This window comes from Sphingobium sp. WR1 (assembly GCF_059693745.1).
On the sequence record NZ_JCATID010000004.1, the window covers coordinates 264866 to 287457 of the forward strand.

The 22592-nt window shown below is 64.8% G+C and carries 21 protein-coding genes; 9 read left to right on the forward strand and 12 right to left on the reverse strand.

Annotated features, from left to right (window positions below; all coding sequences use genetic code 11):
- Window positions 1–40: 40 nt before the first annotated feature.
- The 8 genes from AC58EF_RS07715 to AC58EF_RS07750 all read right to left on the reverse strand — a co-directional run bounded on the left by AC58EF_RS07715 (window position 41) and on the right by AC58EF_RS07750 (window position 9257).
- Window positions 41–1006 (reverse strand): ABC transporter substrate-binding protein, encoded by a 966-nt coding sequence (locus AC58EF_RS07715; protein WP_497275768.1) that lies wholly within the window; start codon window positions 1004–1006, stop codon window positions 41–43.
- A complete protein-coding gene (locus tag AC58EF_RS07720; RefSeq protein ID WP_497275770.1) occupies window positions 981–3563 on the reverse strand; it encodes a TonB-dependent receptor plug domain-containing protein in 2583 nt (860 codons plus the stop codon). Before AC58EF_RS07720 ends, AC58EF_RS07715 begins: the two co-directional genes overlap by 26 nt.
- A 130-nt stretch (window positions 3564–3693) precedes the next feature.
- Window positions 3694–4653 (reverse strand): ABC transporter substrate-binding protein, encoded by a 960-nt coding sequence (locus tag AC58EF_RS07725; protein ID WP_497275772.1) that lies wholly within the window; start codon window positions 4651–4653, stop codon window positions 3694–3696.
- A gap of 3 nt (window positions 4654–4656) precedes the next feature.
- Window positions 4657–5745, reverse strand: coding sequence for an LLM class flavin-dependent oxidoreductase (locus AC58EF_RS07730; protein WP_497275774.1), 1089 nt, complete (start codon window positions 5743–5745; stop codon window positions 4657–4659).
- Between the two features lie 17 nt (window positions 5746–5762).
- On the reverse strand, window positions 5763–7025 hold the full coding sequence (locus AC58EF_RS07735; protein ID WP_497275776.1) for a rhodanese-like domain-containing protein: 1263 nt from the start codon (window positions 7023–7025) through the stop codon (window positions 5763–5765).
- Complete coding sequence (locus tag AC58EF_RS07740; protein WP_497275778.1) at window positions 7022–7636, reverse strand: cysteine dioxygenase family protein; 615 nt, start codon at window positions 7634–7636, stop codon at window positions 7022–7024. The genes AC58EF_RS07735 and AC58EF_RS07740 overlap by 4 nt, the downstream gene beginning before the upstream one ends.
- Complete coding sequence (locus tag AC58EF_RS07745; protein ID WP_497275780.1) at window positions 7633–8421, reverse strand: ABC transporter ATP-binding protein; 789 nt, start codon at window positions 8419–8421, stop codon at window positions 7633–7635. Before AC58EF_RS07745 ends, AC58EF_RS07740 begins: the two co-directional genes overlap by 4 nt.
- A 2-nt stretch (window positions 8422–8423) precedes the next feature.
- Window positions 8424–9257: an ABC transporter permease gene (locus AC58EF_RS07750; RefSeq protein ID WP_497275782.1), complete on the reverse strand. Its 834-nt coding sequence runs from the start codon at window positions 9255–9257 to the stop codon at window positions 8424–8426.
- A gap of 294 nt (window positions 9258–9551) precedes the next feature.
- Between AC58EF_RS07750 and AC58EF_RS07755 the strand changes: the two genes are divergently transcribed.
- The gene (locus AC58EF_RS07755) at window positions 9552–10388 is read left to right on the forward strand and encodes a LysR substrate-binding domain-containing protein (protein ID WP_497275784.1); all 837 of its coding nucleotides are present in this window, start codon (window positions 9552–9554) and stop codon (window positions 10386–10388) included.
- A 22-nt stretch (window positions 10389–10410) separates the two neighbouring features.
- Here AC58EF_RS07755 and AC58EF_RS07760 read toward each other — a convergent pair whose 3' ends face one another.
- Genes AC58EF_RS07760 through AC58EF_RS07775 form a run of 4 tightly spaced genes read right to left on the reverse strand, consistent with a single transcriptional unit; the run spans window position 10411 to window position 13665 of the window.
- Window positions 10411–11358, reverse strand: coding sequence for an NAD(P)-dependent oxidoreductase (locus tag AC58EF_RS07760; RefSeq protein ID WP_497275786.1), 948 nt, complete (start codon window positions 11356–11358; stop codon window positions 10411–10413).
- A 1-nt stretch (window position 11359) separates the two neighbouring features.
- Window positions 11360–12541 carry an acyl-CoA dehydrogenase family protein gene (locus AC58EF_RS07765; RefSeq protein ID WP_497275788.1) on the reverse strand — a complete coding sequence of 394 codons (1182 nt, stop codon included), beginning with the start codon at window positions 12539–12541 and terminating at the stop codon, window positions 11360–11362.
- Window positions 12542–12545: 4 nt separating this feature from the next.
- Window positions 12546–13520 carry an ABC transporter substrate-binding protein gene (locus AC58EF_RS07770; RefSeq protein ID WP_497275790.1) on the reverse strand — a complete coding sequence of 325 codons (975 nt, stop codon included), beginning with the start codon at window positions 13518–13520 and terminating at the stop codon, window positions 12546–12548.
- Window position 13521: 1 nt separating this feature from the next.
- Window positions 13522–13665 (reverse strand): hypothetical protein, encoded by a 144-nt coding sequence (locus AC58EF_RS07775; protein ID WP_497275792.1) that lies wholly within the window; start codon window positions 13663–13665, stop codon window positions 13522–13524.
- A gap of 551 nt (window positions 13666–14216) precedes the next feature.
- On the opposite strand from AC58EF_RS07775, the gene AC58EF_RS07780 reads away from it, so the two are divergent.
- The 8 genes from AC58EF_RS07780 to AC58EF_RS07815 all read left to right on the forward strand — a co-directional run bounded on the left by AC58EF_RS07780 (window position 14217) and on the right by AC58EF_RS07815 (window position 22385).
- Window positions 14217–14813 (forward strand): DUF7676 family protein, encoded by a 597-nt coding sequence (locus tag AC58EF_RS07780; RefSeq protein ID WP_497275794.1) that lies wholly within the window; start codon window positions 14217–14219, stop codon window positions 14811–14813.
- A complete protein-coding gene (locus tag AC58EF_RS07785; protein WP_497275796.1) occupies window positions 14810–15598 on the forward strand; it encodes a (2Fe-2S)-binding protein in 789 nt (262 codons plus the stop codon). The genes AC58EF_RS07780 and AC58EF_RS07785 overlap by 4 nt, the downstream gene beginning before the upstream one ends.
- Entirely contained in the window at window positions 15583–16590 is a 1008-nt protein-coding gene (locus tag AC58EF_RS07790; RefSeq protein ID WP_497275798.1) for a DUF6925 family protein, read from the forward strand. Before AC58EF_RS07785 ends, AC58EF_RS07790 begins: the two co-directional genes overlap by 16 nt.
- 50 nt (window positions 16591–16640) lie before the next feature.
- On the forward strand, window positions 16641–17552 hold the full coding sequence (gene dmeF / locus AC58EF_RS07795; RefSeq protein ID WP_497275800.1) for a CDF family Co(II)/Ni(II) efflux transporter DmeF: 912 nt from the start codon (window positions 16641–16643) through the stop codon (window positions 17550–17552).
- 264 nt (window positions 17553–17816) lie between these two features.
- On the forward strand, window positions 17817–19736 hold the full coding sequence (locus AC58EF_RS07800; protein ID WP_497275801.1) for a TonB-dependent receptor plug domain-containing protein: 1920 nt from the start codon (window positions 17817–17819) through the stop codon (window positions 19734–19736).
- Entirely contained in the window at window positions 19736–20638 is a 903-nt protein-coding gene (locus AC58EF_RS07805) for an ABC transporter substrate-binding protein (RefSeq protein ID WP_497275802.1), read from the forward strand. Before AC58EF_RS07800 ends, AC58EF_RS07805 begins: the two co-directional genes overlap by 1 nt.
- A complete protein-coding gene (locus tag AC58EF_RS07810) occupies window positions 20638–21621 on the forward strand; it encodes a FecCD family ABC transporter permease (RefSeq protein ID WP_497275803.1) in 984 nt (327 codons plus the stop codon). Before AC58EF_RS07805 ends, AC58EF_RS07810 begins: the two co-directional genes overlap by 1 nt.
- Window positions 21618–22385 (forward strand): ABC transporter ATP-binding protein, encoded by a 768-nt coding sequence (locus AC58EF_RS07815; RefSeq protein WP_497275804.1) that lies wholly within the window; start codon window positions 21618–21620, stop codon window positions 22383–22385. Before AC58EF_RS07810 ends, AC58EF_RS07815 begins: the two co-directional genes overlap by 4 nt.
- The last annotated feature ends 207 nt before the right edge of the window (window positions 22386–22592 follow it).

The window sequence follows — 22592 nt, forward strand, 5'->3', positions numbered from 1 at the left end:
GCCGCCCAATGAGAATGTCTGAAGGGTCGGACAGCGCTGCTCATGTCGGGAAGACCGTCGGATCGACGATATGGGCGACATCGACGCGGACAGGCAGTTCGCCATCGGCGTGAAAGCGATCGACAACGCGCTGCAACGGTTTGATGACCGTCGCATCCGGCGGGACGAGAAGGGGATTTTGCCGGTCGACGATCAGCTTCGCCAATTTCGGGTCCACGCCCGTCGCTTTGGCGAACACATCGGCATAACCATCCGGGTGCGCCTGCGCCCATTGGCTCGCCGTGCGAAACCGGGCCAGCACATCCTTGAGCGCGCCGCGCTTCGCCGGATCGTCCAGCGCCTTTTGCGAGGCGGCGATCAGGGTGAGGCCGGTATTGATTCCCTGCCCGTCGCGCAGCATCCGGGCGCCCCGCGCCTCCGCCGCGATCTGATAGGTGCCGAAGGTCGCCCAGGCATCGATCCGGCCGGCGGCGAAGGCGGCTGCGGCATCGTTGGGCAGCATGAAGCCGATATCAACCCTGCGTCGGTCGAGCCTGGCTTCCTTGAGCGCTTCGAGCAACAGATAGTGCGAGATGCTGCCGCGCGCGCTCGACACGATCACGCGGTGGCCGGCGAGGTCGGCGACACGGCGGATGGAGGAGCCTGGCGGCACGATGATGCCAATGTCGCGGGTGGAGGAAACAGAGCCGGCGATGACTTTCAGCGGAACGCCCGCCGCCGCCGCCAGCACGACCGGCAGGTCGCCCGCCGGCGCGGTATCCACCGCCCCGGCGTTGAGAGCCTCCAGCAGCGGCGCGGCGCCGACGAAATTGGCCCACTCGATATCATAGCCAAGAGACGTGAGCGCACCCGCCGCCTCCGCCTTCGACTGGAGCAGGTGAACCTGATCGCCCAGGACCAGCCGGGCACGCCCGCCCTTCCCAGCGCCACCGCACGCAGTGAGGCCGAGCGCGGCGGCGCCCGCCACAAAGGTCCGGCGATCAGAAAGCGAGTGCGATACGCCCATAATAATAGCCGCCTGCGGGATTGAAGGGCGACGGGCCATAATAGCCCTGCCCCGTCTGGGGATTGCCCGGCCCGTTGGTTTCGGGACGAACGTCGAACAGGTTGGTGGCGCCGACCGACAATGTGGCGAACCGCGTCACCTTCGCGCTGATGCTGGCGTCGGTGATGATCTTCGCGCCGAAATGCCGGTCGTCGCCCGCCGCCGTGCGCTGGGTATATTTGCCGTAGCGGGTGGCGGTGACGCTGAGGCCGAAAATGCCCTTCGACCAGTTCAGCGTGCTGACCAGCTTGGTGCGCGGCTGAAGCACTTCCAGTTCGCCGATCTTGTCGCCGCCGAAGAAGACGGAACCTGCGCCCAGCAGCGCATTGCCGTCGGTGTCGAAAAGTTGCGACGGGGTCGCGACGACATCCGTCACCTTGGTCTTGCTATAGTTGAAGGCGAAGGTCAGGCCCAGCTTGCCCAGATCGCCAAGGTTTCGGCTATAGTCGGCGACCAGGTCGAAGCCCTTGGTCTCGGTGTCGGCGGCGTTGATGAAATATTCCGCCTGTTCGATGTCGGACAGGCCGTTGGCGGCCAGAATGGCGGAAATGCCGGCGCCGAACAGGCGGCCCGTGCGCTCGATGCGGTCCCTGATGCGGATATAATAGCCGTCCAGCGTCACCGACAGCGCGGGGATGGGCGTGAAGACGAGGCCAAGGCCGGCATTCCATGTCTTTTCCGCCTTGAGCGGCTTGGCGCCCAGTAGCTGGCCGACGGTCGAATCCGCCGTCACCAGCTTGGCGACGGTGGGCCGCAATTCGGTCTGGCCGGTCGCCGGGTTGAAGAAGGACGAGGTGCGCCCGTCGGTCTGGGCGTAGCCGATCTGCGTCAGCGACGGCGCGCGGAAGCCGGTGCCGACCGTGCCGCGAATGGCCAGCGCCGGGCTGAACTCATAGCGGCTGTTGAGTTTGAAACCGACCGGGCTGCCCGAACCGTCGCTATAATGTTCGGCGCGGATGGCCGCGCCGATATACCAGGCGTCGGTCGGATAGAGGCCGAGGTCGATATAGCCGGCATAGACTTTCCGGCTGATATCGGCTTCGTCCTCCGGCGACAGCACGATCGCGCCCTGCACCACCGGCGAGGCGACGCGGCCGACATTCCAGTCATATTGCTGGTCGCCCGGCTGGAATGTGTAGGTCGCATCCTCATAGGCGAGGGGATCGCCGGCAAAGGTGCGGAAGCGGTCGAGCCGATATTCGCCGCCGATCGATATCTGCAACGGCCTAGCGAGGCCGATCTCGAACTCGCGCGTCAGGTCGATATTGTGAGTCCATTGGCGGAATTCGAAATTGGCGAGATTGGGCCAGCTGGTCGGGCTGTCCGGTCCCAGCGAGGGGCGGATCGAAAGTTTGGAATATTGGCGGCTGGCGTTGCGGCCAAAGGAGGAGGAGACGTCATAATCCCACCCGGCCAGCGTTCCGCGCAGGCCGCCGACGAACTGAAAATCATTCTCGTCGATATTGTTCAGCGGATAATAGCCGTCCGGGAACAGGGCCGTGAAATTGGCGGTGCTGTTGGGACGGCGAAAATTATTACCGATCTCAGCATCACGTTCGCCATAGGTGCCGAAGCTGTAGAGGGTGGCGTTGTCCGTCACCGGCAGTTGCGCATTATAGGCGAGGTTGAACGCCTTGATCTGCGGATCGCCATTATGCGCGCCGTCGCGGTTCCACTGGGCATTGCGGGCGTTGGCATCGGCGATGTTCGCCTCCACCTGCGCGCGGGTCAGGCCGCTGGTCGCCACCACCTGGTCGATGGTGCGACCCGACGGCAGGCCATAGACATTGGCATCGGTCGCGGGCAGGTTCCACCAGGCGCCGCCCCGCTTGCGGACATCGCCGCTGATCGTCAGGAAGCCGCCATCGCCGATTTTCGTGCCATAGCGGATCGTGCCCTTCCAACTGTCGGGCTTGCCATTGGCCTCGTAAAGCGTGCCATAGGTGAAATCACCGCTCAGCCCCTCCTTTTCGGCGAGCTGGATGTTGATGACCCCGGCGATCGCATCGGTGCCATATTGGGCGGCGGCGCTGTCCTTCAACACCTCGATCCGGTCGATCGCGCTGGTGGGGATGAGGTCGATGTCGACCGGGTTGGCGCCGGACGTATCGGCGGTCGAATTGTTGAGGAAGGCGCCATTGTGCCGCCGCTTCCCATTGACCAGCACCAAAGTATAGGCGGGCGCCAGACCGCGATTGGTGACGGGGCGGCCGATTGAGAAGACGCCGGCATGGGTCGACCCGAAATTGAGCGACGGCAGCAATTTGGACAATGCTTCGCCAAATTCCGCCGAGCCGGTCGCCTGCAATTTTTCCGCGCCGACCACATCGATCGGCGCGGGACTTTCCGCCACGGTGCGGGGCGCGCCGCGGACGCCGGTGACGATGATCGTTCCCGGCTCCGCGGCGTCGCCTGCCGCCGCCTTCGGCGCGGCAAGTGCCTGCGCGGTCGCCGGCACGACAGCGAAATGGACAATCGCGAGCGCGGTGGAGGCAAGGTAGGTTTTGTGGCGGTGCATTTTCTATTCCCCCATATGTATTTCGAGGGACCGTTTATTTTCTATAATTTTAGTTGAACATCGACTTTGCGTGACGATCTATGAGTAAGGCTTAACTTTAGATCATCTTTCTAAAGCGAAATTTATTGTTTCAACTACCTTTTCCGAAACTCGTGTCGAACGCCGCACCGACGTCCCGCTCGCCATCGGTCAGTCCGGCCTTGCGGAAACGCCCGGTGATCGCCTGTTCATGCGCGATGATCCCGGCATCGATCGGTCGGGACACTCGATTGTTGCGGTCGAAGCTGGCGCGGGCGATGTCGAGCGGCAGGCCGGTTTCCTGGGCCAGCACCTGCGCGAACCGATCGGGATGGGCGCGCGCCCAGGCGACGGCCCTGGCCTCGCGCTGGAGGAAATCGGCCAGCAAGGCCCGTTTGGGACCGATGGAATCGGCATGGGCGATGTCGATATAGAGCGGCAGGCCATAGTCTTTTGCGTCCACCACAGCGCGCGCGCCTTCCTTGATCGCCACATTGGTATAGGGCGTCCAGGTCGCCCAGGCGTCGATCGATCCGCTGTCGAAAGCCGCCTTGGCGTCGCCCGGCGGCAGGAAGGTGACGCGCACCCTGTCCGCCGGAATATGGGCGCGCTCCAGCGCCTGGAGCAGCAGATGATGGCCGATCGACCCACGCGTCGTGGCGATCGACTTGCCGACCAGATCCTGCGCGCCCTTCACCGGCGAGTCCGTCTTGACGAGGATGGCGAGCGCCTCCGGCGCCTGGTTGGCGGGCGCCTGAACAGCGATGGCCTTGACCGGGCTGCCGCTCTGATAGGCGAAGATGAAGGGAGCGTCGGCGGCAAGGCCGAGATCGGCCGCCCCGCCGCCCACCGCTTCGAGCAGCGGCTGGGCGGCGGGAAATTCCGACCATTCCACGCTATAGGGCGCGCCCTTGAGCACGCCCGAGGCAAGCATCATCGCCCGGACCTGTCCCTTCTGGTTGGCGACACGCAGGACATTGTCGTCGCTATGCCTAAAAGTCGCGGCGGCGAGCCCGAGGCCCGCCACCGCGACAAGGGACGCTGGCAGGATGGCGACGTTTCTCTTCGACATGGATCAGCCCGCCAGTGCGAGGCCCGTCGCCTCGCGCTCGGCGACCTTGCGGCGAACCACCGGCAGCAATTCCCGGCCATAGAGGATGGAATCGCCCAGCGGATCGAAGCCGCGGATCAGGAAATGATCGATGCCGATATCATAATAATCGAGCATGGCGTCGGCCACCTGTTCGGGCGTGCCGACCAGCCCGGTGCTGTTGCCCGCAGCCCCGGTCAGCGCCGCGACGCCGGTCCACAGCCGCGTATCGCGGCGGTTGCTGCTGGCCGTGTCGAGCAAGCGCAGCGACCCCGCATTGGGCGGACGATGGCCGGTGAGCGGCAAGCCGGCGGCGAGACGATTTTCGCGCACCTGCTCTTCGATCTCCGCCGCGCGTTTCCACGCGGCTTCTTCGGTATCGGCGATCACCGGACGCAGCGAGAGCGAAAAGCCCGGATCGCGGCCATGGCGCGATGCCGACTTGCGCACGGCGCGCACCGTGTCCTTCACCGCTTCCAGCGTTTCGCCCCAGAGCGCATAGACATCCGCATGGCGGCCCGCGACCTCGATCGCCTCGTCCGACGATCCGCCGAAGAAGACCGGCAGATTGTCGGGCTTGATCGCGCTGAACGCCTGGCGGATATCATAATATTTGCCCTGATGGTCGAAGGGCTGGGCCGCCGTCCATTCCTGCCGCAGGATCGTCAGATATTCGTCGGTGCGGGCATAACGTTCCGCCTTGACCGTCCGCGTATCGCCATCGCGCGCCATTTCCTCGTCCGCGCCGCCGGTGATGATGTGGACCGCGACGCGGCCGCCGGAAAGCTGGTCCAGCGTCGCCAACTGGCGCGCAGCGACGGTCGGCTGGGTGAAGCCGGGACGATGCGCGACCAGGAAGCCGAGACGGGTGGTGATGGCGGCGGCATGGGCCGCCACGATCTGGCTTTCCGGGCTGTTGGAACCGAAGGGAATGAGGACGCGGTCGAAGCCGCCCTCCTCCTGCGCTCTGGCGGCTGCGTTCACATAGTCGGTGTCGAGCGCGCGGCTGCGCACCGCCGATTGGGTTTCGGACCCGTTGTTGAAACCGATATAGCCGATGAATTTGACGCTCATATGCCTTCTCCAGAGTGTCAGATGACGTAGAAGCCGTGGGTGCCGTCGCGCTCCAGCTGGGCGACGAGGCCATATTCCCAGTCGAGATAGGCCTGCATGGCGGCGGCCTTGTTGTCTGTGCCCTCATAGGGCCGCTTGTAGCGCCCCTCCGGCCCGCGCGGAGGCGGCGCGCCGTCCGATCCCTTTTCGAGCGCGACCGTCGACCAGTCGACATCCAGGATGGACACGTCCCAACCCAGTTGGGCGAGCCAGGAGGCGGTCATGTCGGCGCGCGGCCCGACAGGATCGGTCACGACGATGCGCGCGCCGCGCACCGGGGCATTATGATCGGTTTCCTGCACCAGCTGCCCCCCCTGCGCGTTGCGGAATCCGGGCAGATGGCCGCTTTCATAGTCGCGCGGCTGGCGCACGTCATAAAGGTAGAGGGTGCGGCCGCTATCGGCCCTGAACGCCGCCAGTTCCTCCCAGCCGATGCGTTTGACGCCCGCCCGATAGGCGACGTCGCGGGCATGGGTGCGCGCTTCTTCGGTTGCCGCATCATCGACTTCGGGTGCGACGCGGGTCTGGCCGTTTTCCAGTTCCTGCCCCGCCAGCGTCCAGCCGATCGTGCCGTTGCGCAGCGCAAAGATCCTGTTCGGCAGGCCCGCATTGACCAGTGACTGGGCGCCGATGATCGAGCGGGTGCGACCGGCGCAGTTGACGATGATCGTCGTGTCGGGATCGGGCGCGATCGCCCGCGCGCGCAGCACCAGTTCGGCGCCCGGCACGCTGGTGCCGGTAGGAATGCTCATTATGTGATATTCATCGTAACGACGCGCATCGAGAATGGCGATGTCGGCCTTTTCGCGGATCAGCGCCTGCACTTCCTCCGCCGCAAGCGAGGGCGTGTGGCGGCGATGCTCGACCAGTTCGCCGAAAGCCTTGGAATAGCTGTTGACGTCCTCGAACAATTCATAGCCGGCGTCGCGCCAGGCCGAGAGGCCGCCGTCCAGTTCGCGCACATGGGTATAGCCCAGCCCTTCGAACCGGACGGCCGCCTTGCGGGCCAGGCCTTCGCCATTGTCATAGACGATGATCGGCGTGTCGAGACGCGGGATGCGCCAGCGCGCTTCCTCGTCGATGCGACGCAACGGGATCTGCGCGGCGAACAGCGGATGACCCTGCGCGAACTCATGCTCCTCGCGCACGTCGATGATGGCGATTTCACTGCCGATGAGAAGAGCGTGGCGAATATCCTGCGGCGTCGCTGTCTGGACGCGGTCCAGTGTATCAAGGCTCATATGCTTTTCGATCTGTCCCAGAGGTTGGGGATTACGCCGTTGGCGTAACCCGAAATGAAGCTTTTGGGCGCGCCGTCGGGCGCGTAGGTCGCCCGCTCGACCGCGCCGATATTGGCGCCATAGACATGGATGCTGATGGACGGCCGATCGGTCAGGCCGTTGGTCACACGATGGATGTCGCCCAGTCGCGGCGAGAAGGCGTCCACTTCCCCCTGGCGCAGCAGTTCGTCACCTTCCGCCACCAGTCCGCCAGTCGGCAGGCGGCGGAAACGCTCGACCTTCTCCACGCCGCGCAGCACGCCGACCAAGCCCCAGATTCCATGGTCGTGGATCGGGGTCGACTGGCCCGGTCCCCAGACGAAGCTGACGACGCTGAAGCGTTCGCGGCTGTCGCAGTGGAGCAGATATTGCTGATAGCGATCGGGATCGGGGCGCGTGTAGGCCGGCGGCAGCCAGTCGTCGGTCGCGATCAGGCGGGCGAGCAGCGAACGGCCGCTTTCCAGTATCGCCTGCTCATCCCGCGTGGCCGCCAGCAGATCGGCAAAGGCCGTGACGAAGCCGCGCAACCGCGCCGTATCGACAGGCCGTTCGAGGACAGCGGCCGCGCTCATTCCGCAGCTTCCGCGATCGGCGCGAACCGCACGACGCCATCGCCATGATCGTCGCCACCCAGATGGGACAGCAGCTTTTCGCGCAGGCGCGGGGCAAAGCTCGCGCGTTCGCCACGGGGCGCGACGATGCGTTCTTCTGCAACAATGCGCCCCTTGTCGAGCACCAGCACCCGGTCGGCCAGCGCGATGGCTTCCTCCACATCATGGGTCACGATCAGCACGGCTGGGCGATGGGTGCGCCAGAGCGACAGGACCAGATCATGCATCCGGTAGCGGGTCAGGGCGTCGAGCGCGGCGAAAGGCTCGTCCAGCAGCAGCAGCCGGGGTTCGCGCACCAGGGCGCGGGCCAGGGCGGCGCGCTGCGCCTCGCCCCCCGACAGGGTCAGCGGCCAGGCGTCGATGCGATGGCCCAGCCCCACTTCCCTGAGCGCCGCCTCCGCACGGGCGCGGATATTGCTCTTCAGCCCGAGCGCCACATTCTTCCAGACGGGTTTCCACGGAAGGAGACGCGCGTCCTGGAACACCACGGCGCGGGAATCGGGCACGTCCACATCCTGGCCGCGCACCTCGTCCAGACCCGCGAGCGTCCGCAGCAAGGTCGTCTTGCCCGATCCCGACCGGCCCAGCAGGGCGATGAACTCGCCGGGCGCTATGTCGAGGTCCAGACCGTCGATGATGGTGTTGGCCCCGAAGCGGCGGATAAACCCCCGCAGCCGGACGACGGGATCTGGCTGGGGCTGGTGGACGGCGCTGTCCACCGTGGAAAAGCCGAGGCGAGCGTCCATGCTTATTGCTCCACTATGCTGGGGCGCCAGATGAGGGCGCGGGCTTCGATGGTGCGGACCAGCCAGTCGGCGCCAAGACCGAGAATGGCGTAGACCATGAGGCAGACGACGATGATGTCGGTCCGCATGAAATCACGGGCATTGTTGATGAGATAGCCAAGGCCCGCCGATGCGTTGATCTGCTCGGCCACAACCAGAACCAGGATCGACACCGACAGGGCGTAGCGCAAACCCACCAGCAGCGCGGGCAGCGCCGAAGGCAGCACGACATGCCAGACCTGTTCCCAGCGGCTGAGGCCGAAGCTCTTCGCCGCATCGAGCAGGCGCAAATCCACCCCGCGTATCCCGCTGTAGAGGTTGAGATAGACGGGGAAGATCGTCGCGAAGGCGATCAGCGCGACCTTGGGCGTTTCGCCGATGCCGAACCAGACGATGAACAGCGGTGTGAGCGCCAACGCTGGAATGGTGCGCTTGATCTGCATGAGCGGATCGACCGCCAGCTCTCCGGCGCGCGAAAGGCCGGCGACCAAGCCGAGCGCCAGGCCCAGGCCGACGCCGATCAGCAGACCGGCGGCGACGCGCGCGAAGGATACCAGCAAGTTGGACGGCAATTCGCCGGACACGACCATTTCGATCAGCGTCCCGAGAACGGCGGACGGGGGCGCCAGCGTGCGCTCCGGGATCAGGCCGATGCGCGACCCCGCCTCCCACAGCAGCAACAACGCCAAGGGGGACAACCAGCGGCCGCCGAAGCGGGACAGCGAAAAGCGCCGCGCCGGAGCAGGCGTGCGCCCGCTTCTCACGCGGAAAAGAGTGTTGATCGTCAAAACCGCCATGTCCGGGCCTTTTGTGAAAGCCCGGACAAGCCAACATGAATTGTCTACTTATTCAATTGAGTTTTTTGCGGCAAACCTATCAGCATTCTTCATAGGTCCCGTTTCATCGCCGCTGCGGGGCGGATCAGCGCGGAAAATGCTGGTTCCTCCGCCTGTCGGATCATCCTTGGCAAGTTTTTTCTCGACGGATTAAATCTCTACTATTTTGATTGATATATGAGTATCGGCGATAGATGAACGCCCCGGTCCCGACATCGGATCGACCATCTTCCCATATATGAAGGAGGGCCTGCCGTGCCGGTCAATCTGCCGACCAACTTGCTGCGCAGTTTCGTCGCCATCGTCGACACCGGATCGATGCTGAACGCGTCGGAACAGGTGTTCGTGACCCAATCCGCGCTCAGCCTTCAGATCAAGCGGCTGGAGGAACTGGTGCAGCAGACGCTGTTTCTGCGCGAAGGCCGTCGCCTCAACCTGACGGCGGCCGGGGAGCTTCTGCTCGATTATGCACGGCGGGTGCTGTTGCTGCATGACGAAGCCGTCGCCGCCGTCAGCGCGGGACGCTTCGCCGGTCCCGCGCGGATCGGCATGGTGCAGGATTTCGCCGATACGCTGCTCAGCGGCCTTTTGTCGCGCTTCTCCGAACTGCACCCCGATGCGCAGATCTACGCGCGAGTCGCGGGCACCGCCGAGCTGCAGACGCTGCTGGAGCGGCGGGAACTGGACATCGTGCTGGGCTTCGCCGCGCCCAATGACAGCCATGCCGTCACGGTCGCGCCGATGAGCTGGTATGGCGAGGCCGCGCTGGCCGATCGCGCCGTCATTCCGCTGGCGGTATTGGAGGAACCGTGCCGCTTTCGCGAAGCCGCCATCCGGGGGCTGGAGGATGCGGGGCTGCAATGGCGGATCGCCGTGGAAACGCCCAATCTGGCGACATTGAAGGCGGCGGTGGGCGCGGGCCTGGGCATTACCTGCCGCACCCACTTGTTCCTTGGCGACGGCCCGGCGCTGGACCATGATCGCCTGCCGCCGCTCCCGCGCGTCGCCGCCATCCTCCGTTCCGGGGACAAGCTGGACCAGGCCGCCCATCGCCTGGCCGAACTGGCGCGGGAAACGGTGGAGGCGCTCTGAACCGCCTCCCGCGCTGCCTCCATCAATATCCCCGCAGCGGATCGACGATATCGCTGGGCGGCTCGCCGCGCATGAAGCGGGAAATATCGTCGCGCACCTTTTCCAGCAGGCGATGACGCACCTGCGTATGATTGCTGGAAACATGGGGGGTGAGCCGGATATGCGGGTGCATGTAGAGCCTGTGCCCTTCCGGCAGCGGTTCGGGATCGGTGACGTCCAGCGTCGCAAAGCCCGGCCCATCGTTGCGGTCGAGCGCCCGCACCAGAGCGTCCTGGTCGATCACCGATCCGCGCGCGACATTGATGATATGGGCGCCGGGCTTTACCCGCGCGAACAGGGCGTCATCGAACAGATGATATGTCTGCGGCGTCGCCGGCACGGCGATGACGATATGGTCGGATTGCGCCACCAGCGCCCCGATGTCACGCACATGCTCGACGCCGCTGATGCCGGCCTGGATGCCCGAGCGGCGCAATCCCACGACCTGCGCGCCCAGCGCCAGGCCACGCCGCGCCACCGCCTGGCCGATCGCCCCCAGGCCGACGATCCCGATCGTCGTGCCCGACACGCGGCCAAGCGGCACGTTGATCCATTCGGCACGCGACCGGGCCGTCACAGCTTCCAGATTCTTGGCATGGGCATAGATGGCGGCGATCACATAATCGGCGATCTCGTCCGCAGCGACGCCGCGCCCACAGGTGACGAGCGGCGCATCGAGCAGCCATTGGGGATAGACATCAACACCGGCCGAGGCGCTGTAGACCCATTTCAGCCGGCCCGGCCACAGCGGCGGGCGGGCGACCGGCGGCTGTCGCCAGGCGGGTGACGGACGGACCAGCAGCAGATCCGCCTCGCTTGCCGCGCTCCATGGCTCATCGTCGGCGACATCGATCAGAATCGGCGCGATCGGATGCTGACCCAGACCCCGGTTGAAATCGGCGTCGAGCTGACTGGCGATGATCAAGGACATATCAGTTCCCCAGCCCGGCACGACCGGCGGCGATCAATATCGTGTCGGTCTGGGGCGAATGGATACGGCTGCACAGCACGTCGCGATAATGACGCTCCAGCGGATTCTTCCGGCTGATCCCCGGATTGCCGGTCAGTTCGAGACCAATCTCTACCGCCCTGATCGCATTGGCCGTGGTCACATATTTGATCATGTTGACCTCGCCCGCGCCTGGCGGATCGCACGCGTCATGCCGCACGGCTGCGTCTCGGATCAGCGTGCGGTTGACCTGAAGCAATGCCTCTATCTCACCGAATTTCTCCTGGACACGCGGCAGGGTGGCAAGCGATGCGCCCAGATTGGTCGGCACGCGATCATTGAGATAGGCTCGCAGCCAGTCGCGCGCGGCCCGCGCCACGCCATCATAGATGGTCGAGATGGACAGCGCGTTCCAGATCGCAGGGCCGGGATCGCCTGCGCCGGCCGCCCAGTCTTCAGGACGGCGAATGTCGACCGCATGATCCAAGGGGGTCGGCGTATCGTTGAAATGGACGGCATGGCTGACCGTCGCCCGCATACCCAGATGATCCCATGTCGGCTCTATGGTGATGCCCGGACTGTCGGATCGGATCAGGAAATTGCCGACCCGGAGGTCATTCTCCTCGGTCTTCGCCCAGACCGAAAACCAGTCCAGCCCGGTCGATCCGGTCGAATAGATTTTCGTGCCGCTGAGCGCCCATCCATCCGCCGTCCGCCGCGCGATCGTGGCCGGCAGACCGCCCCGCACCGGCGTCCCCAGTTCCGGCTCGACCCGCAGGCCGCCGATCAGGCCCCGGCCCGCCACGGCCTCGCGCGCCAGCCGCTCATGAATATGCAAGGGCCAGCCCTGGGCGCGCGTGGGACTGGCATGATAATGATAGGTCATGAACAGGATCAGCGCGGTCGAGGGGTCGCCCTTCGCCACCGCCGCCAGCACGCGCAGCGCTTCGGACACCGACGCCCCGCGCCCGCCCAGCGCACGAGGCACGGTGAGCGCGATCAGCCCCTGCCCCGCCAATATGTCGAAATTGGCGCGGGGAAACTCGGCGCTGCGGTCATAATGTTCGGCGTTGGCCGCCAGCAGCCGGGTCAGCCGATCGAGCTGGTCGGCAGGCACCGATCCTTCGGGCGGCAGCGGTTGCACGGAAATTGCCTGGGTGGCCATGATATCAGCCTCTCTTGGGAATGGCGTCGTTGAAGCGGGCGTCCCAGAGCGGACGGACATCCACCCGCTTGGGGACCAGCCCGGCCTTGAAGAAGACATCGGCGACCTGCTGCTGCGATCCGATCGCCTCGGGTGTTACCGGGCGCAGCTCATAGGTCGCGCTCCTGCGACGGAACTGATCGAGCACATAGTCGCGCGGCACGCCGATATCCTGGGCGACGATGCCGGCCCATTCCTCCTGATGCGCCGCGGCCCAGCCGAAGCCATGCTGCACCAGCGCCAGATATTCGCGGATGATTGCCGCCTTGCCCGGATCGGCCAGCGCATAGACATGGGCGGAAACGAGATAATTGCCCGAGAGGATGCCATAGGCCGTGCGCAATATACGCGCGCCATCGGTCGCAATCGCGCGCTGGATCGGGTAGCCGTAGATCGCCCAGGCATCGAGCGATCCCCGCGAAAAAGCCGCCGCACCGTCCGACACGCCCATCGCGACGGGGGTGATGTCGTCCCAATTGAGCCCTGCCTCCTCCAGCATACGGATCAGGAAATATTGGGCGGTGGTGGCGCGAACATAGCCGATGCGCTTGCCCTTAAGGTCAGCGATCGAGCGTGCCTTCGATCCCTTCGGCACCAGCACCACCTGGTTGTTGACGTCGCCATGGGCGACCGCGATCTGGCGAAAGCTCTGGATGGTCGAAGCCGCCGCGAAAATCGGCGGAATCTCACTCATCCCGCCATAGTCGAGCGATCCGCCATTGAGCGCCTCGACCACCAGATGGCCGGACTGGAACTCGTTATAGACAAGGTCGAAGTTCCTAGGCTGGATCCCAGCAGCCTTGAACAGCAGTCGCGTATCGCCATCGCCCTTGCCGGTGATCGACACGCGCAAGGCCGGGCGGCCCTTGCCGGCAGTACCGCAGGCCGAAAGCAGCACGCTGCCCGCCGCCGCGCCCAGCAGATTGCGTCTGGAAAACATCTCAGCGACCGCCAGCCACGTCCCGTCCGCGCGCGCCTCCGCCGTCGCGCTCGAACAATGTCACCGTCGGATCGCGGAGAAATTCCTGCCGGGCGGCATGTTGCAACCGGGCAAACCTGTCCTTCCACCGCCTTGTCCATGCCATATCGCTATCGTCCTCCAGCGTTAGGGACGATTTTTCTATCATTTAAGTAGAGATTTGTATGTCAAGTAATGCTGCGCTGTTTATTAGCAGGGCTTGCTCGCGCTTCTGCTGCCAGTGAAGTCGGATCGAATGCCGCCAAGACCCATTGGAATGCTCTGGCACATGAACTTGGGGTCGTTGCAAGTCCGCGGAGGACGGTCGAGCGGGCCGTTGCCGTTTATCAACGGCAACGGCCCGCGCAAGCACGCGCGCGACGCGGTTCGAGACGCCGCCAGGACAACCGTACCAAATAGCGAATCTGCACAGCAACGTTGTCGCGAACGTGCCGTTACCGTTGGAGTTAACCGTAACTAACGTGATCGAGCCGCCGCCACCTGCCATCGGAAGAGACACAACAGCAGAGGAGTGCATCGAATACATCCGGCGGCCGCGAACATTTGCGGACGTTTCAACTTTTCCTTCCCCTCTCATGGCGACCTGGCATTGCCGCCAGGTCGCGCTTTTTCCGGGGAAGGTCGCCCAAAAACAATGAAGGATGGAGACGGATATTCATGACTGCGCCGACGATACCGCTAGAACCCGTGATCGAACGCGACCGGCATGGCCGCCCCGCGACGCAGCGGTGGATGCTCCCCACGGCGCCTGATTATCTGCTCCGCATCCTGACCGATATTTTCGAGACCTATTGGGACCAGATCATCTTTGGCCCCATCATTCCGGGCGCCGCCTATGAATGGTCCTGCCCCGTCGCACCGGACCGGATCGAATTGTCCGGCGGCTATCTGACGATCGGCTTTGGCGGGCCGCATTTTCATCTCTGCATCGGTGCCGATGGCACGGCGCCCACGGATACGGCCCATGCCGCTTCATTGCAGGAACGGCGCCCCGGAGAGGCCAGCCTGTTCCGGTCGCTCGACGCGCAGGGCGCGCCCAATAGCTGGGGATTTGAGATGCGCAACGGCGCAGGCGCGCCGATGCTGTCCATTTACTTCGCCAACCCCTTCCTGGCGGGTGGCGACAGGCTGGCCGATGCGCCGGACTGGTCGCGGCTGGCGATGTGGCGCGATATCGCGCGCCGCTATCTGGGACGAATGCCCGAGGCGTTTGACGAAAGCAGCGCCGGTTTCGGCTGGGCAACGGCGGCATGACCGCATTGACGCCCATGCGTGCGCGGGTGGGCGACGCGCCGTCCGACATGGCGGCGCTGGCGGCGGCGACGGCCTATTTGCGCGTGACCGACGATCCCCCCGACGGCGACGAATTTATCGATGCGGTGGCGCTGACCGATCCTCAATCCGGGCCGCTGGCGGACCTGCTCGACCGATTTGCCGGAGCCGGTTTTGGGGCCAATCGCCGGGCAGCCGCGGCATCGCTGATGCTGCGTTATGGCTGGGCGGCCGGCCCGATCGCATCCGCGCATCTCGTGCTGGGGCAGGCGATGACCATCCATGACTTTGCGCTGCGCTTCTCCACATCGACCCTGGTGGAAGGAATCTGGATACGCCGGGCAAGCTTTGCGGCACGGCCATCGGCGGCAGCGACAAGACAGGCCGTGCGCGGCGCTCTGATGGCGTTCAGCGAGGCCCTGGTCGAAAGCCAGCACCGCTGGTCGGGCTATTCCCGTCATGCGCTCTGGTCGATGCTCACTTCGTCCTGGGCCGCGCAATATACGGCGATCGGCGAGCGGATCGGGTGCCGCGATACGGCCGTCCAGGAAACCCGATTGATGCTGGCGGACGAACCGCAACTCAACAAGGCGATGCCCGAAATCTATGAGGTGCGCTTCGGCGAGCGGTCGAAAATCTGTCAGCGGCGCAAGGCTTGCTGCCTCTTCTATAAAGGTCCCCAACGGCATTTCTGCGCCAGTTGCCCGATCCTTCCCGGCGCCGAGCGTCTTAAACGCAATCAGGAGTGGGTATGCCAGACACAATAGTGCTTGAAAGATCGACAAATGCTTCATCCTTCGCGCAGCTGGTCACCACGGCGCTTGCCGACAGCCGCCACGGCTGGAGCATCGGCACGTTCGGCGCTGTCGGCGAATATATGCGCGATGCCGATGAAGCGGTGATCTGGGATCGGACAGAACAGAATGTCGCCGCCCATACGCCGCGCGCGGCAATCCGCATCCGGCTCGACTGCAATCCTTCGATCATCGCCTTCGAAACGCTGTCGAGCGACGGCGAAAGCTGGGGACAGGCCGTTGCCTTCTGCCTGCCGCTTCCGCCTGAACCCGAACATGGCCGGATCGTGCCGCTGGGTCTCGACGATGATGCAGTTCGTGCGGAGGACAAAGGCAGCCATCTGTTCGATCTCGGCGTAGGCAGAGGGCATGTGCATTTTTGCCTGCGCACCAAGGATCATGGGCTTATCGCGGCGTTGGATGCCGCGGCCGATCAACCGCTGTTCAGCGAGACGGCCGCGCCGGTGATGACGCATGTCATGCGGGCACAGCCCCAGCGGGTTCTGCTGTCGCCGCTCGGCCGGGTCGAAATCTATACGCCGATTCCCGCGCCCGACGGCAAAAGCCCGTCGGGGCCGCATACCCATTTACTGCCCAAATTGATCAAGGCCGGCCGCACCCATGCCGCCAATGCGCCGATACCCGAGGGAATGCAGCCGGCGCTGATGCTGCATCCGCTCTCCCCCTGGCGCGATGCCATGGGACAGGCTGTGCCGTTCGACCCATATCTTGATGCTGATTTTCTGGCGATCCTTCAGGACTATGGGCTTGCCGACGAAAATCGGGTGCGTGCGGAAATCGAAGAGGTGGTTGATGCGGCGGTCGCACCGGAATTCTTCCACTGGCCGGAAACTCGCCGCGCCCGCACTGTGGCACGCATCGCCTTGCGCCGGATCGGCCAGCGCGATCCGCACGGTCCCGCCCGGCTCTGGCGCAAGATTCATGACGGGATGGACGAAGATTGATGCTGACCTCAACAGTTTATGACCCAGCCCCTGAAAGATTGCCTCCCGTCGTGACGCAGGCTCTGGCTCCCCCGCATTCCCATGTCTTCCTCGGCTCGCATCACAGCCACAATGCCCGCCGCACGCACTGGGTGGTCGTCCTGACCGCCGTGATGATGGTCGTGGAAATCGGCGCGGGCTATCTGACCGGATCGATGGCGCTGCTTGCGGATGGCTTCCATATGGCGACCCATGCCGGCGCATTGGGCGTCGCGGCATTGGCCTATGGTTTTGCGGCGCGCCATGCCGGCGACCGGCGGTTCAGCTTCGGCACCGGCAAGGTCGGCGACCTCGCCGGCTTCGCTTCGGCACTGGGACTTGGCCTTGTCGCGCTGGGGATCGGATGGCAATCGCTATGGCGAATGTTCGAACCGGTGCATGTCGCGTTCGAGGAAGCGGCCCTGATCGCCATTCTCGGCCTTGTCGTGAATATCGCCAGCGCCTTTCTGTTGGGTCATCGGCACGGCCCGGACCAGGACCATCATCATGGGCACGCCCATGCGCACAGCGACAATAATCTGCGCGCGGCCTATCTCCATGTCCTGGCCGATGCCCTGACATCGATCCTGGCGATCCTGGCCTTGCTGGCGGGACGCTGGCTGGGATGGATCTGGCTCGATCCGGTGATGGGCCTTGTCGGCGCCGTGGTGATCGCCCGATGGTCATGGGCCTTGATGCAGGATACCGCCGCGACCTTGCTCGATATGACCGACTTCCAGATCGAGGAAGAGGTTCTGGATTGTCTGGACGAGGTGCGCGGTCTTGATCTTCGCGATCTTCATATCTGGCGCCTCGGTCCCGACGCCTATGGCGCGATCGTCACATTGGCGAGCGATGAGCCGCTCGACGCGGAAATGGTGCGGGCACGATTAAGACCTGTGCATGAGCTTGCCCATATCACGGTCGAGATCCAGGGGCGCTGACGCGATGATCTTTAGCCAGCCGCCCTGACAGGCAGCTGTGACCCGCGAGCCAGGAGACCTGCCGGCGCACGGGTCGCTCTTGCCTTGGTCCAGGGGATGGTCACGGCACGGTAGTTTTCCGTCTGAGCGACAAACTATGCGGCCGGGGCCGCGCGGTTGCGTGACAACGGGTGCCAGGGGCGCCCGCCCGTCGTTGCGCGTCGGCCGGAGACTATCCAAGACGCCCCGCCTTTCACGTTACTCCGGGTGCCAAGGGGGAAGACCATGAAGACCATATTTGCATCGATGATCGCGATCGCCGCGGCCACGCCCGCCCATGCGCAGTCCGCATCCGGCGACGCCGGCGATGACCAGATTGTCGTCACCGCCAGCCGATCGGGCGAAGGCGTGAAGGTGAGCCAGCTGGGTGCGTCCGTCACCATTCTCGACACACAGGCGCTGGAGACCCGCCAGACCCGGATCGTGTCCGACATATTGCGTGACGTGCCGGGCGTCGCCGTCAACCGGACCGGCGCGATCGGCGGCCTGACCCAGATCCGCCTGCGCGGCACCGAGGGCAATCATGTCCTGGTCCTGATCGACGGTATAGAGGCGGCCGACCCCTATTATGGCGAATATGATTTCGGCACGCTGATCGCCGATCCCGAAGCGCGGATCGAAGTGCTGCGCGGGCAGCAATCCTCGCTCTACGGGTCCGACGCGATCGGCGGCGTGATCCACTATATGACCCTGTCGGGTGCCGAAGCCCCCGGCTTCTCCGCCCGCGCGGAAGGCGGCTCGTTCGGCACCTATACCGGCAACGCGCGCGCCGCCGGTGTCGCGGGCGACCTCGACTACGCGGTGTCGGCCGCCTACTATCATACCGATGGTACGCCCACCGCCCGCAACGGCACCCGCGATGTCGGTTCGGACAATCTGGGCTTGAGCGCCAAGCTGATCTGGACGCCGACCGAAAGCCTGAAGGTCACCGGCGTCGCGCGCTACAGCTACACCGATGCGGATATCAATGACAGCGAGAGCAACCCTGCCAGCCCGCTGTTCGGCTACACCGTCGACAGTCCCGGCTCCTATTATAAGAACAAGGCCTTTTACGGTCTCGTCAGCATCGAGCATATAGCGCTCGACGGACGCTGGACCAACAGCCTGACGGGCCAGATTACCGATACGACGCGCAAGGGCTATGATGCCGACGCATTCGACTATGGCGACAAAGGTCAGCGCTACAAGGGATCGTTCGTCAGCAGCCTGCGCTTCGGCACCGACACGGTCGTTCATCGCCTGACCGCCGCCGTCGATGTGGAGCGCGAGCAGTTCCGGAACACCGCGCCCGCCTTCGCCTTCAACGGCAAGCGTCATACCGACAATGTCGGCCTGGTCGGCCAGTATGAACTGCTGGTCAACGATGCCCTGTCGCTGGGCGGCTCCATCCGCCGCGACGAGAATAACCGCTTCGATGATGTCACCACCTGGCGGGTCCAGGGCAGCTATGTCTTCGCCACTGGCACGCGCATTCGCGGCGCTTATGGCACGGGCGTCAAGAATCCGGGCTATTATGAACTCTACGGCTATTCCGACGGCGAATATATCGGCAACCCGAACCTGAAGCCGGAAAAGTCGCAAGGCTGGGAAGCCGGGATCGAACAGACCATCGGCGGCAATTCGACCATCGGCATCACCTATTTCGACAGCAAGCTGAAGGACGAGATCTACACCACCTATCCCGCCCCTGACTATGTCGCGACGCCGGGCAACCGGACGACGCAATCGAAGCAGCACGGCATCGAGGCGTTCGTCAGTGCGCGGCCGATCCCGCAGCTTCGCCTGGACGCGGCCTATACCTATCTCAAGGCGCGCGAGAATGGCGCGGTCGAAGTGCGGCGGCCCAAACATGTCGCGAGTTTCAACGCGACGGTCTTCTCCACCGACGAGCGTTTCTCAGGCACGCTGACCCTGCGCTATAATGGCCGTCAGCGCGACGTCGCCTATACCGATCCCAGCTATGTGCCGGTGCCGGTCTCGCTGCGCGAATATGTGCTGGTGAACCTGAATGCGGAATATAAGCTGACCACCAACGTGACGATCTTCGGCCGCGCCGAGAATCTGGCCGACGAAGATTATGAGGAAGTGTTCAGTTTCGCGAACCCCGGCCGTGCGGCCTATGGCGGCGTGCGCGTCCGCTTCTGATGAGAGGCATCGGCATTCTCGCGGGATTGCTGATGGCCGCGCTGCCGGTTTGGGTCGGCAGTGCGGTTCGTCATGCCGCGCCGGCTGGTTCCCTCCCGCCGATACGGGTGATGTCGATGAACCAGTGTACCGACCAACTCCTGCTGGCGCTGCTGCCGCCGGATCGCATCGCATCGGTGACCTGGCTGTCGCGCAATGCCGGCGGATCGCTGATGGCGGCCGAGGCGATGCATGTCGGCATCAATCACGGCCTGGCCGAGGAGGTGGTTCGCCAGAAGCCGGATCTGGTGATCGCGGGCAGCTTCACCACCCCGGCAACACGCGCTCTGCTCAAGCGGCTGGGTTACCCGATGATCGAGGTTGAAACGGCCAATGATTTTGCCGGCATCCGGGCGATCACGCGGCAGGTGGCGAAGGCTGTGGGCGAAACCGCCCAGGGCGAGGCCCTGATCGCGCGGATGGATCGCCAGCTTGCCGTCATCGCCGCAAATCCGGCGCCTCCCGTCCGGGTCGCCGCCTGGGATGGCTCGGGCTTCAGTGCCGCGAAGGGCACGCTGTATGATGCGGTTCTGACCGCCGCCGGCGCGGTCAATGTGGCCAACCGGCCGCCCGCGTCCAGCTATGGGGCGCCCGATGCCGAAGTGCTGCTGCGGGCCGCGCCGGCTCTTTTGGTGCAGGGTATGCCGATCGACGAGAAACCGGGCCTTGGCGTCAATCTGGCGCGACATCCGCTGGTCCGCCACTATTGGGCGGGCGCGCGCACGGTCCATATCCGGCAGGCCTATTATGTCTGCGGCACGCCCCTGATCGGCGATGCCGTGCTGGCCTTGCGCGCGCAGCTTCGTAACGCGGCGGCAGCGGTGCGCTCGCCGCTGCCCTTTGCGCCGGGCGGCGCCCGATGATGGCGCGGTGGCTGCTGCCTGTTCTGTTGCTGCTCCTGCTGCTGACGGTGGGCGCGTCCTTGCTGGCCGGCACCGTCTGGCTGCGCCCCGAAGAGGTGGTGTGGACGCTAGCCCATCCCCAGACTGATCTCGCGGGCTTGATCCTCATCGAAATCCGCCTTCCGCGCGTGATCCTGGCGATCATGGTCGGGGCCATTCTGGGTCTGTCGGGCGCAGTGCTGCAAGGGCTGCTCCGTAATCCACTGGCCGAACCGGGCACGCTCGGCGTATCGGCGGGTGCGGCGCTCGGGGCGGTGATCGCCATCTATTACGGTTTCGCGAGCAGCTTCGTGCTGGCGACGCCGCTGTTCGGGCTGATCGGTGGCTTCGTCACGGCAGGCCTTGCCCTGCTGCTGTCGCGCAGCGGCGGTACCTTGTCGCTGATCCTGGCCGGCGCGGCCATTTCCAGCATCGCGGGCGCGGGCGTCAGTCTCGCGCTCAACCTCTCGCCCAATCCCTATGCGGCCTATGAGATCATGAGCTGGCTGATGGGATCGCTGACCGATCGCAGCTGGGATCATGTCCGCCTCGTCGCGCCGTTCATCCTGGCGGGAGGCGTGCTGCTGCTGCTCACCAGCCGCGCGCTCGACGCGCTGGCGCTGGGCGAGGTGCAGGCCGAAAGCCTTGGCATAGACGTCGGGCGGACGCGGCTGCTCGCCCTCTTCGGCACAGCGCTCGGTGTCGGCGCCGCCACGGCGGTGGCAGGAGTCGTGGGTTTCGTCGGGCTGATCGCGCCGCATATCGTGCGTCCGCTGGTGGGGCACCGGCCGGGCAAGGTGCTGCTGCCGGCCACGCTGGCGGGCGCTTTCCTGGTCGTGCTGGCCGATATCGCAACCCGGCTGCTCGTCTTCGGTGTGCCGATCAACCTGGGCGTCTTCATCAGCGTCATCGGCGCGCCCTTCTTTCTCTGGCTGATCCTGCATATCCAGAGCCGCACGGGATGAGCGCGCTGACCCTGGAGCAGGTGCGCGTTGACCGGGCCGGCCGGACGGTGCTCGACGGGATCGACATGATCTTCCAGGCGGGGCGGCTGACGGCGGTGATCGGTCCTAATGGCGCAGGCAAGAGCACGATGCTCGACGTCGCCACCGGCCTGCTGAAGCCGCATTCCGGTGCAGTGCGACTGGGCCAGGATAGCCTGGCGATGATCGGCCGACGAGTACTGGCCAGGCGGCGCGCCTATCTGCCACAGCGCGCCGCCGTCGATTGGCCGATCAGCATCGAGCGAGTCGTGGCGCTGGGCCTGACGCCATCGCTCCCGGCCTTTGGCGATCTGCCGTCGCAGATGCGGCCTGCGATCGACCAGACGCTGGCGGATTGTGATCTGCTGGCGTTGCGCGATCGATCAGCGACGCAGCTTTCGGGCGGCGAACTCGCCCGTGTCATGCTGGCCCGCGCCATCGTGGGGGACCCCGAACTGCTGATCGTCGATGAACCGACCGCCGGGCTTGATCCGCGCCATGCCATCGATGCCGTCCAACGGTTGCGCGCGCGCGCCGACGCCGGACGCACGGTTGTCATGGCGATCCACGATCTCGATCTGGCGCTGCGCTTTGCCGACGACATTGTTGCGATCCGTGAGGGCCGGCTATTTTGCGCTGGTCCAGCACCGGAGGTCATGACCGAAGAGATGCTGTCCCGCCTCTATGATGTCGGCGTTCATATCGTGACCGACGCGAGCGGCAGCGCCATTCGTTTCATTGGCTGAGGGGAGCAATATGCCCTCGATTTGCTTCGATCTGGCGCTCAGTCCGGCCAATGGCTGGATCATCGGCAGCTACGGCGCGATCTCCATGAAGCGGCAACGACCCTACGTCATGTGACAACCGCCACTGTAGCTTACCTTCGGAGAAAATGCGCAACGCGGACCGCGAACATTCATTTTTCGGAAGATACAGGCTATCATTCGAGTCCA

What these genes read in the sequence shown, in the direction of transcription:
- AC58EF_RS07770 (WP_497275790.1), bottom strand. Translation starts at nt 13,520, where the DNA reads ATGTTTTCCAGACGCAATCTGCTGGGCGCGGCGGCGGGCAGCGTGCTG.
- AC58EF_RS07805 (WP_497275802.1), top strand. Translation starts at nt 19,736, where the DNA reads ATGAGAGGCATCGGCATTCTCGCGGGATTGCTGATGGCCGCGCTGCCG.
- AC58EF_RS07745 (WP_497275780.1), bottom strand. Translation starts at nt 8,421, where the DNA reads ATGGACGCTCGCCTCGGCTTTTCCACGGTGGACAGCGCCGTCCACCAG.
- AC58EF_RS07740 (WP_497275778.1), bottom strand. Translation starts at nt 7,636, where the DNA reads ATGAGCGCGGCCGCTGTCCTCGAACGGCCTGTCGATACGGCGCGGTTG.
- AC58EF_RS07775 (WP_497275792.1), bottom strand. Translation starts at nt 13,665, where the DNA reads ATGGCATGGACAAGGCGGTGGAAGGACAGGTTTGCCCGGTTGCAACAT.
- AC58EF_RS07780 (WP_497275794.1), top strand. Translation starts at nt 14,217, where the DNA reads ATGACTGCGCCGACGATACCGCTAGAACCCGTGATCGAACGCGACCGG.
- AC58EF_RS07715 (WP_497275768.1), bottom strand. Translation starts at nt 1,006, where the DNA reads ATGGGCGTATCGCACTCGCTTTCTGATCGCCGGACCTTTGTGGCGGGC.
- AC58EF_RS07760 (WP_497275786.1), bottom strand. Translation starts at nt 11,358, where the DNA reads ATGTCCTTGATCATCGCCAGTCAGCTCGACGCCGATTTCAACCGGGGT.
- AC58EF_RS07800 (WP_497275801.1), top strand. Translation starts at nt 17,817, where the DNA reads ATGAAGACCATATTTGCATCGATGATCGCGATCGCCGCGGCCACGCCC.
- AC58EF_RS07815 (WP_497275804.1), top strand. Translation starts at nt 21,618, where the DNA reads ATGAGCGCGCTGACCCTGGAGCAGGTGCGCGTTGACCGGGCCGGCCGG.
- AC58EF_RS07730 (WP_497275774.1), bottom strand. Translation starts at nt 5,745, where the DNA reads ATGAGCGTCAAATTCATCGGCTATATCGGTTTCAACAACGGGTCCGAA.
- AC58EF_RS07810 (WP_497275803.1), top strand. Translation starts at nt 20,638, where the DNA reads ATGGCGCGGTGGCTGCTGCCTGTTCTGTTGCTGCTCCTGCTGCTGACG.
- AC58EF_RS07785 (WP_497275796.1), top strand. Translation starts at nt 14,810, where the DNA reads ATGACCGCATTGACGCCCATGCGTGCGCGGGTGGGCGACGCGCCGTCC.
- AC58EF_RS07725 (WP_497275772.1), bottom strand. Translation starts at nt 4,653, where the DNA reads ATGTCGAAGAGAAACGTCGCCATCCTGCCAGCGTCCCTTGTCGCGGTG.
- AC58EF_RS07750 (WP_497275782.1), bottom strand. Translation starts at nt 9,257, where the DNA reads ATGGCGGTTTTGACGATCAACACTCTTTTCCGCGTGAGAAGCGGGCGC.
- AC58EF_RS07735 (WP_497275776.1), bottom strand. Translation starts at nt 7,025, where the DNA reads ATGAGCCTTGATACACTGGACCGCGTCCAGACAGCGACGCCGCAGGAT.
- AC58EF_RS07720 (WP_497275770.1), bottom strand. Translation starts at nt 3,563, where the DNA reads ATGCACCGCCACAAAACCTACCTTGCCTCCACCGCGCTCGCGATTGTC.
- AC58EF_RS07790 (WP_497275798.1), top strand. Translation starts at nt 15,583, where the DNA reads ATGCCAGACACAATAGTGCTTGAAAGATCGACAAATGCTTCATCCTTC.
- AC58EF_RS07765 (WP_497275788.1), bottom strand. Translation starts at nt 12,541, where the DNA reads ATGGCCACCCAGGCAATTTCCGTGCAACCGCTGCCGCCCGAAGGATCG.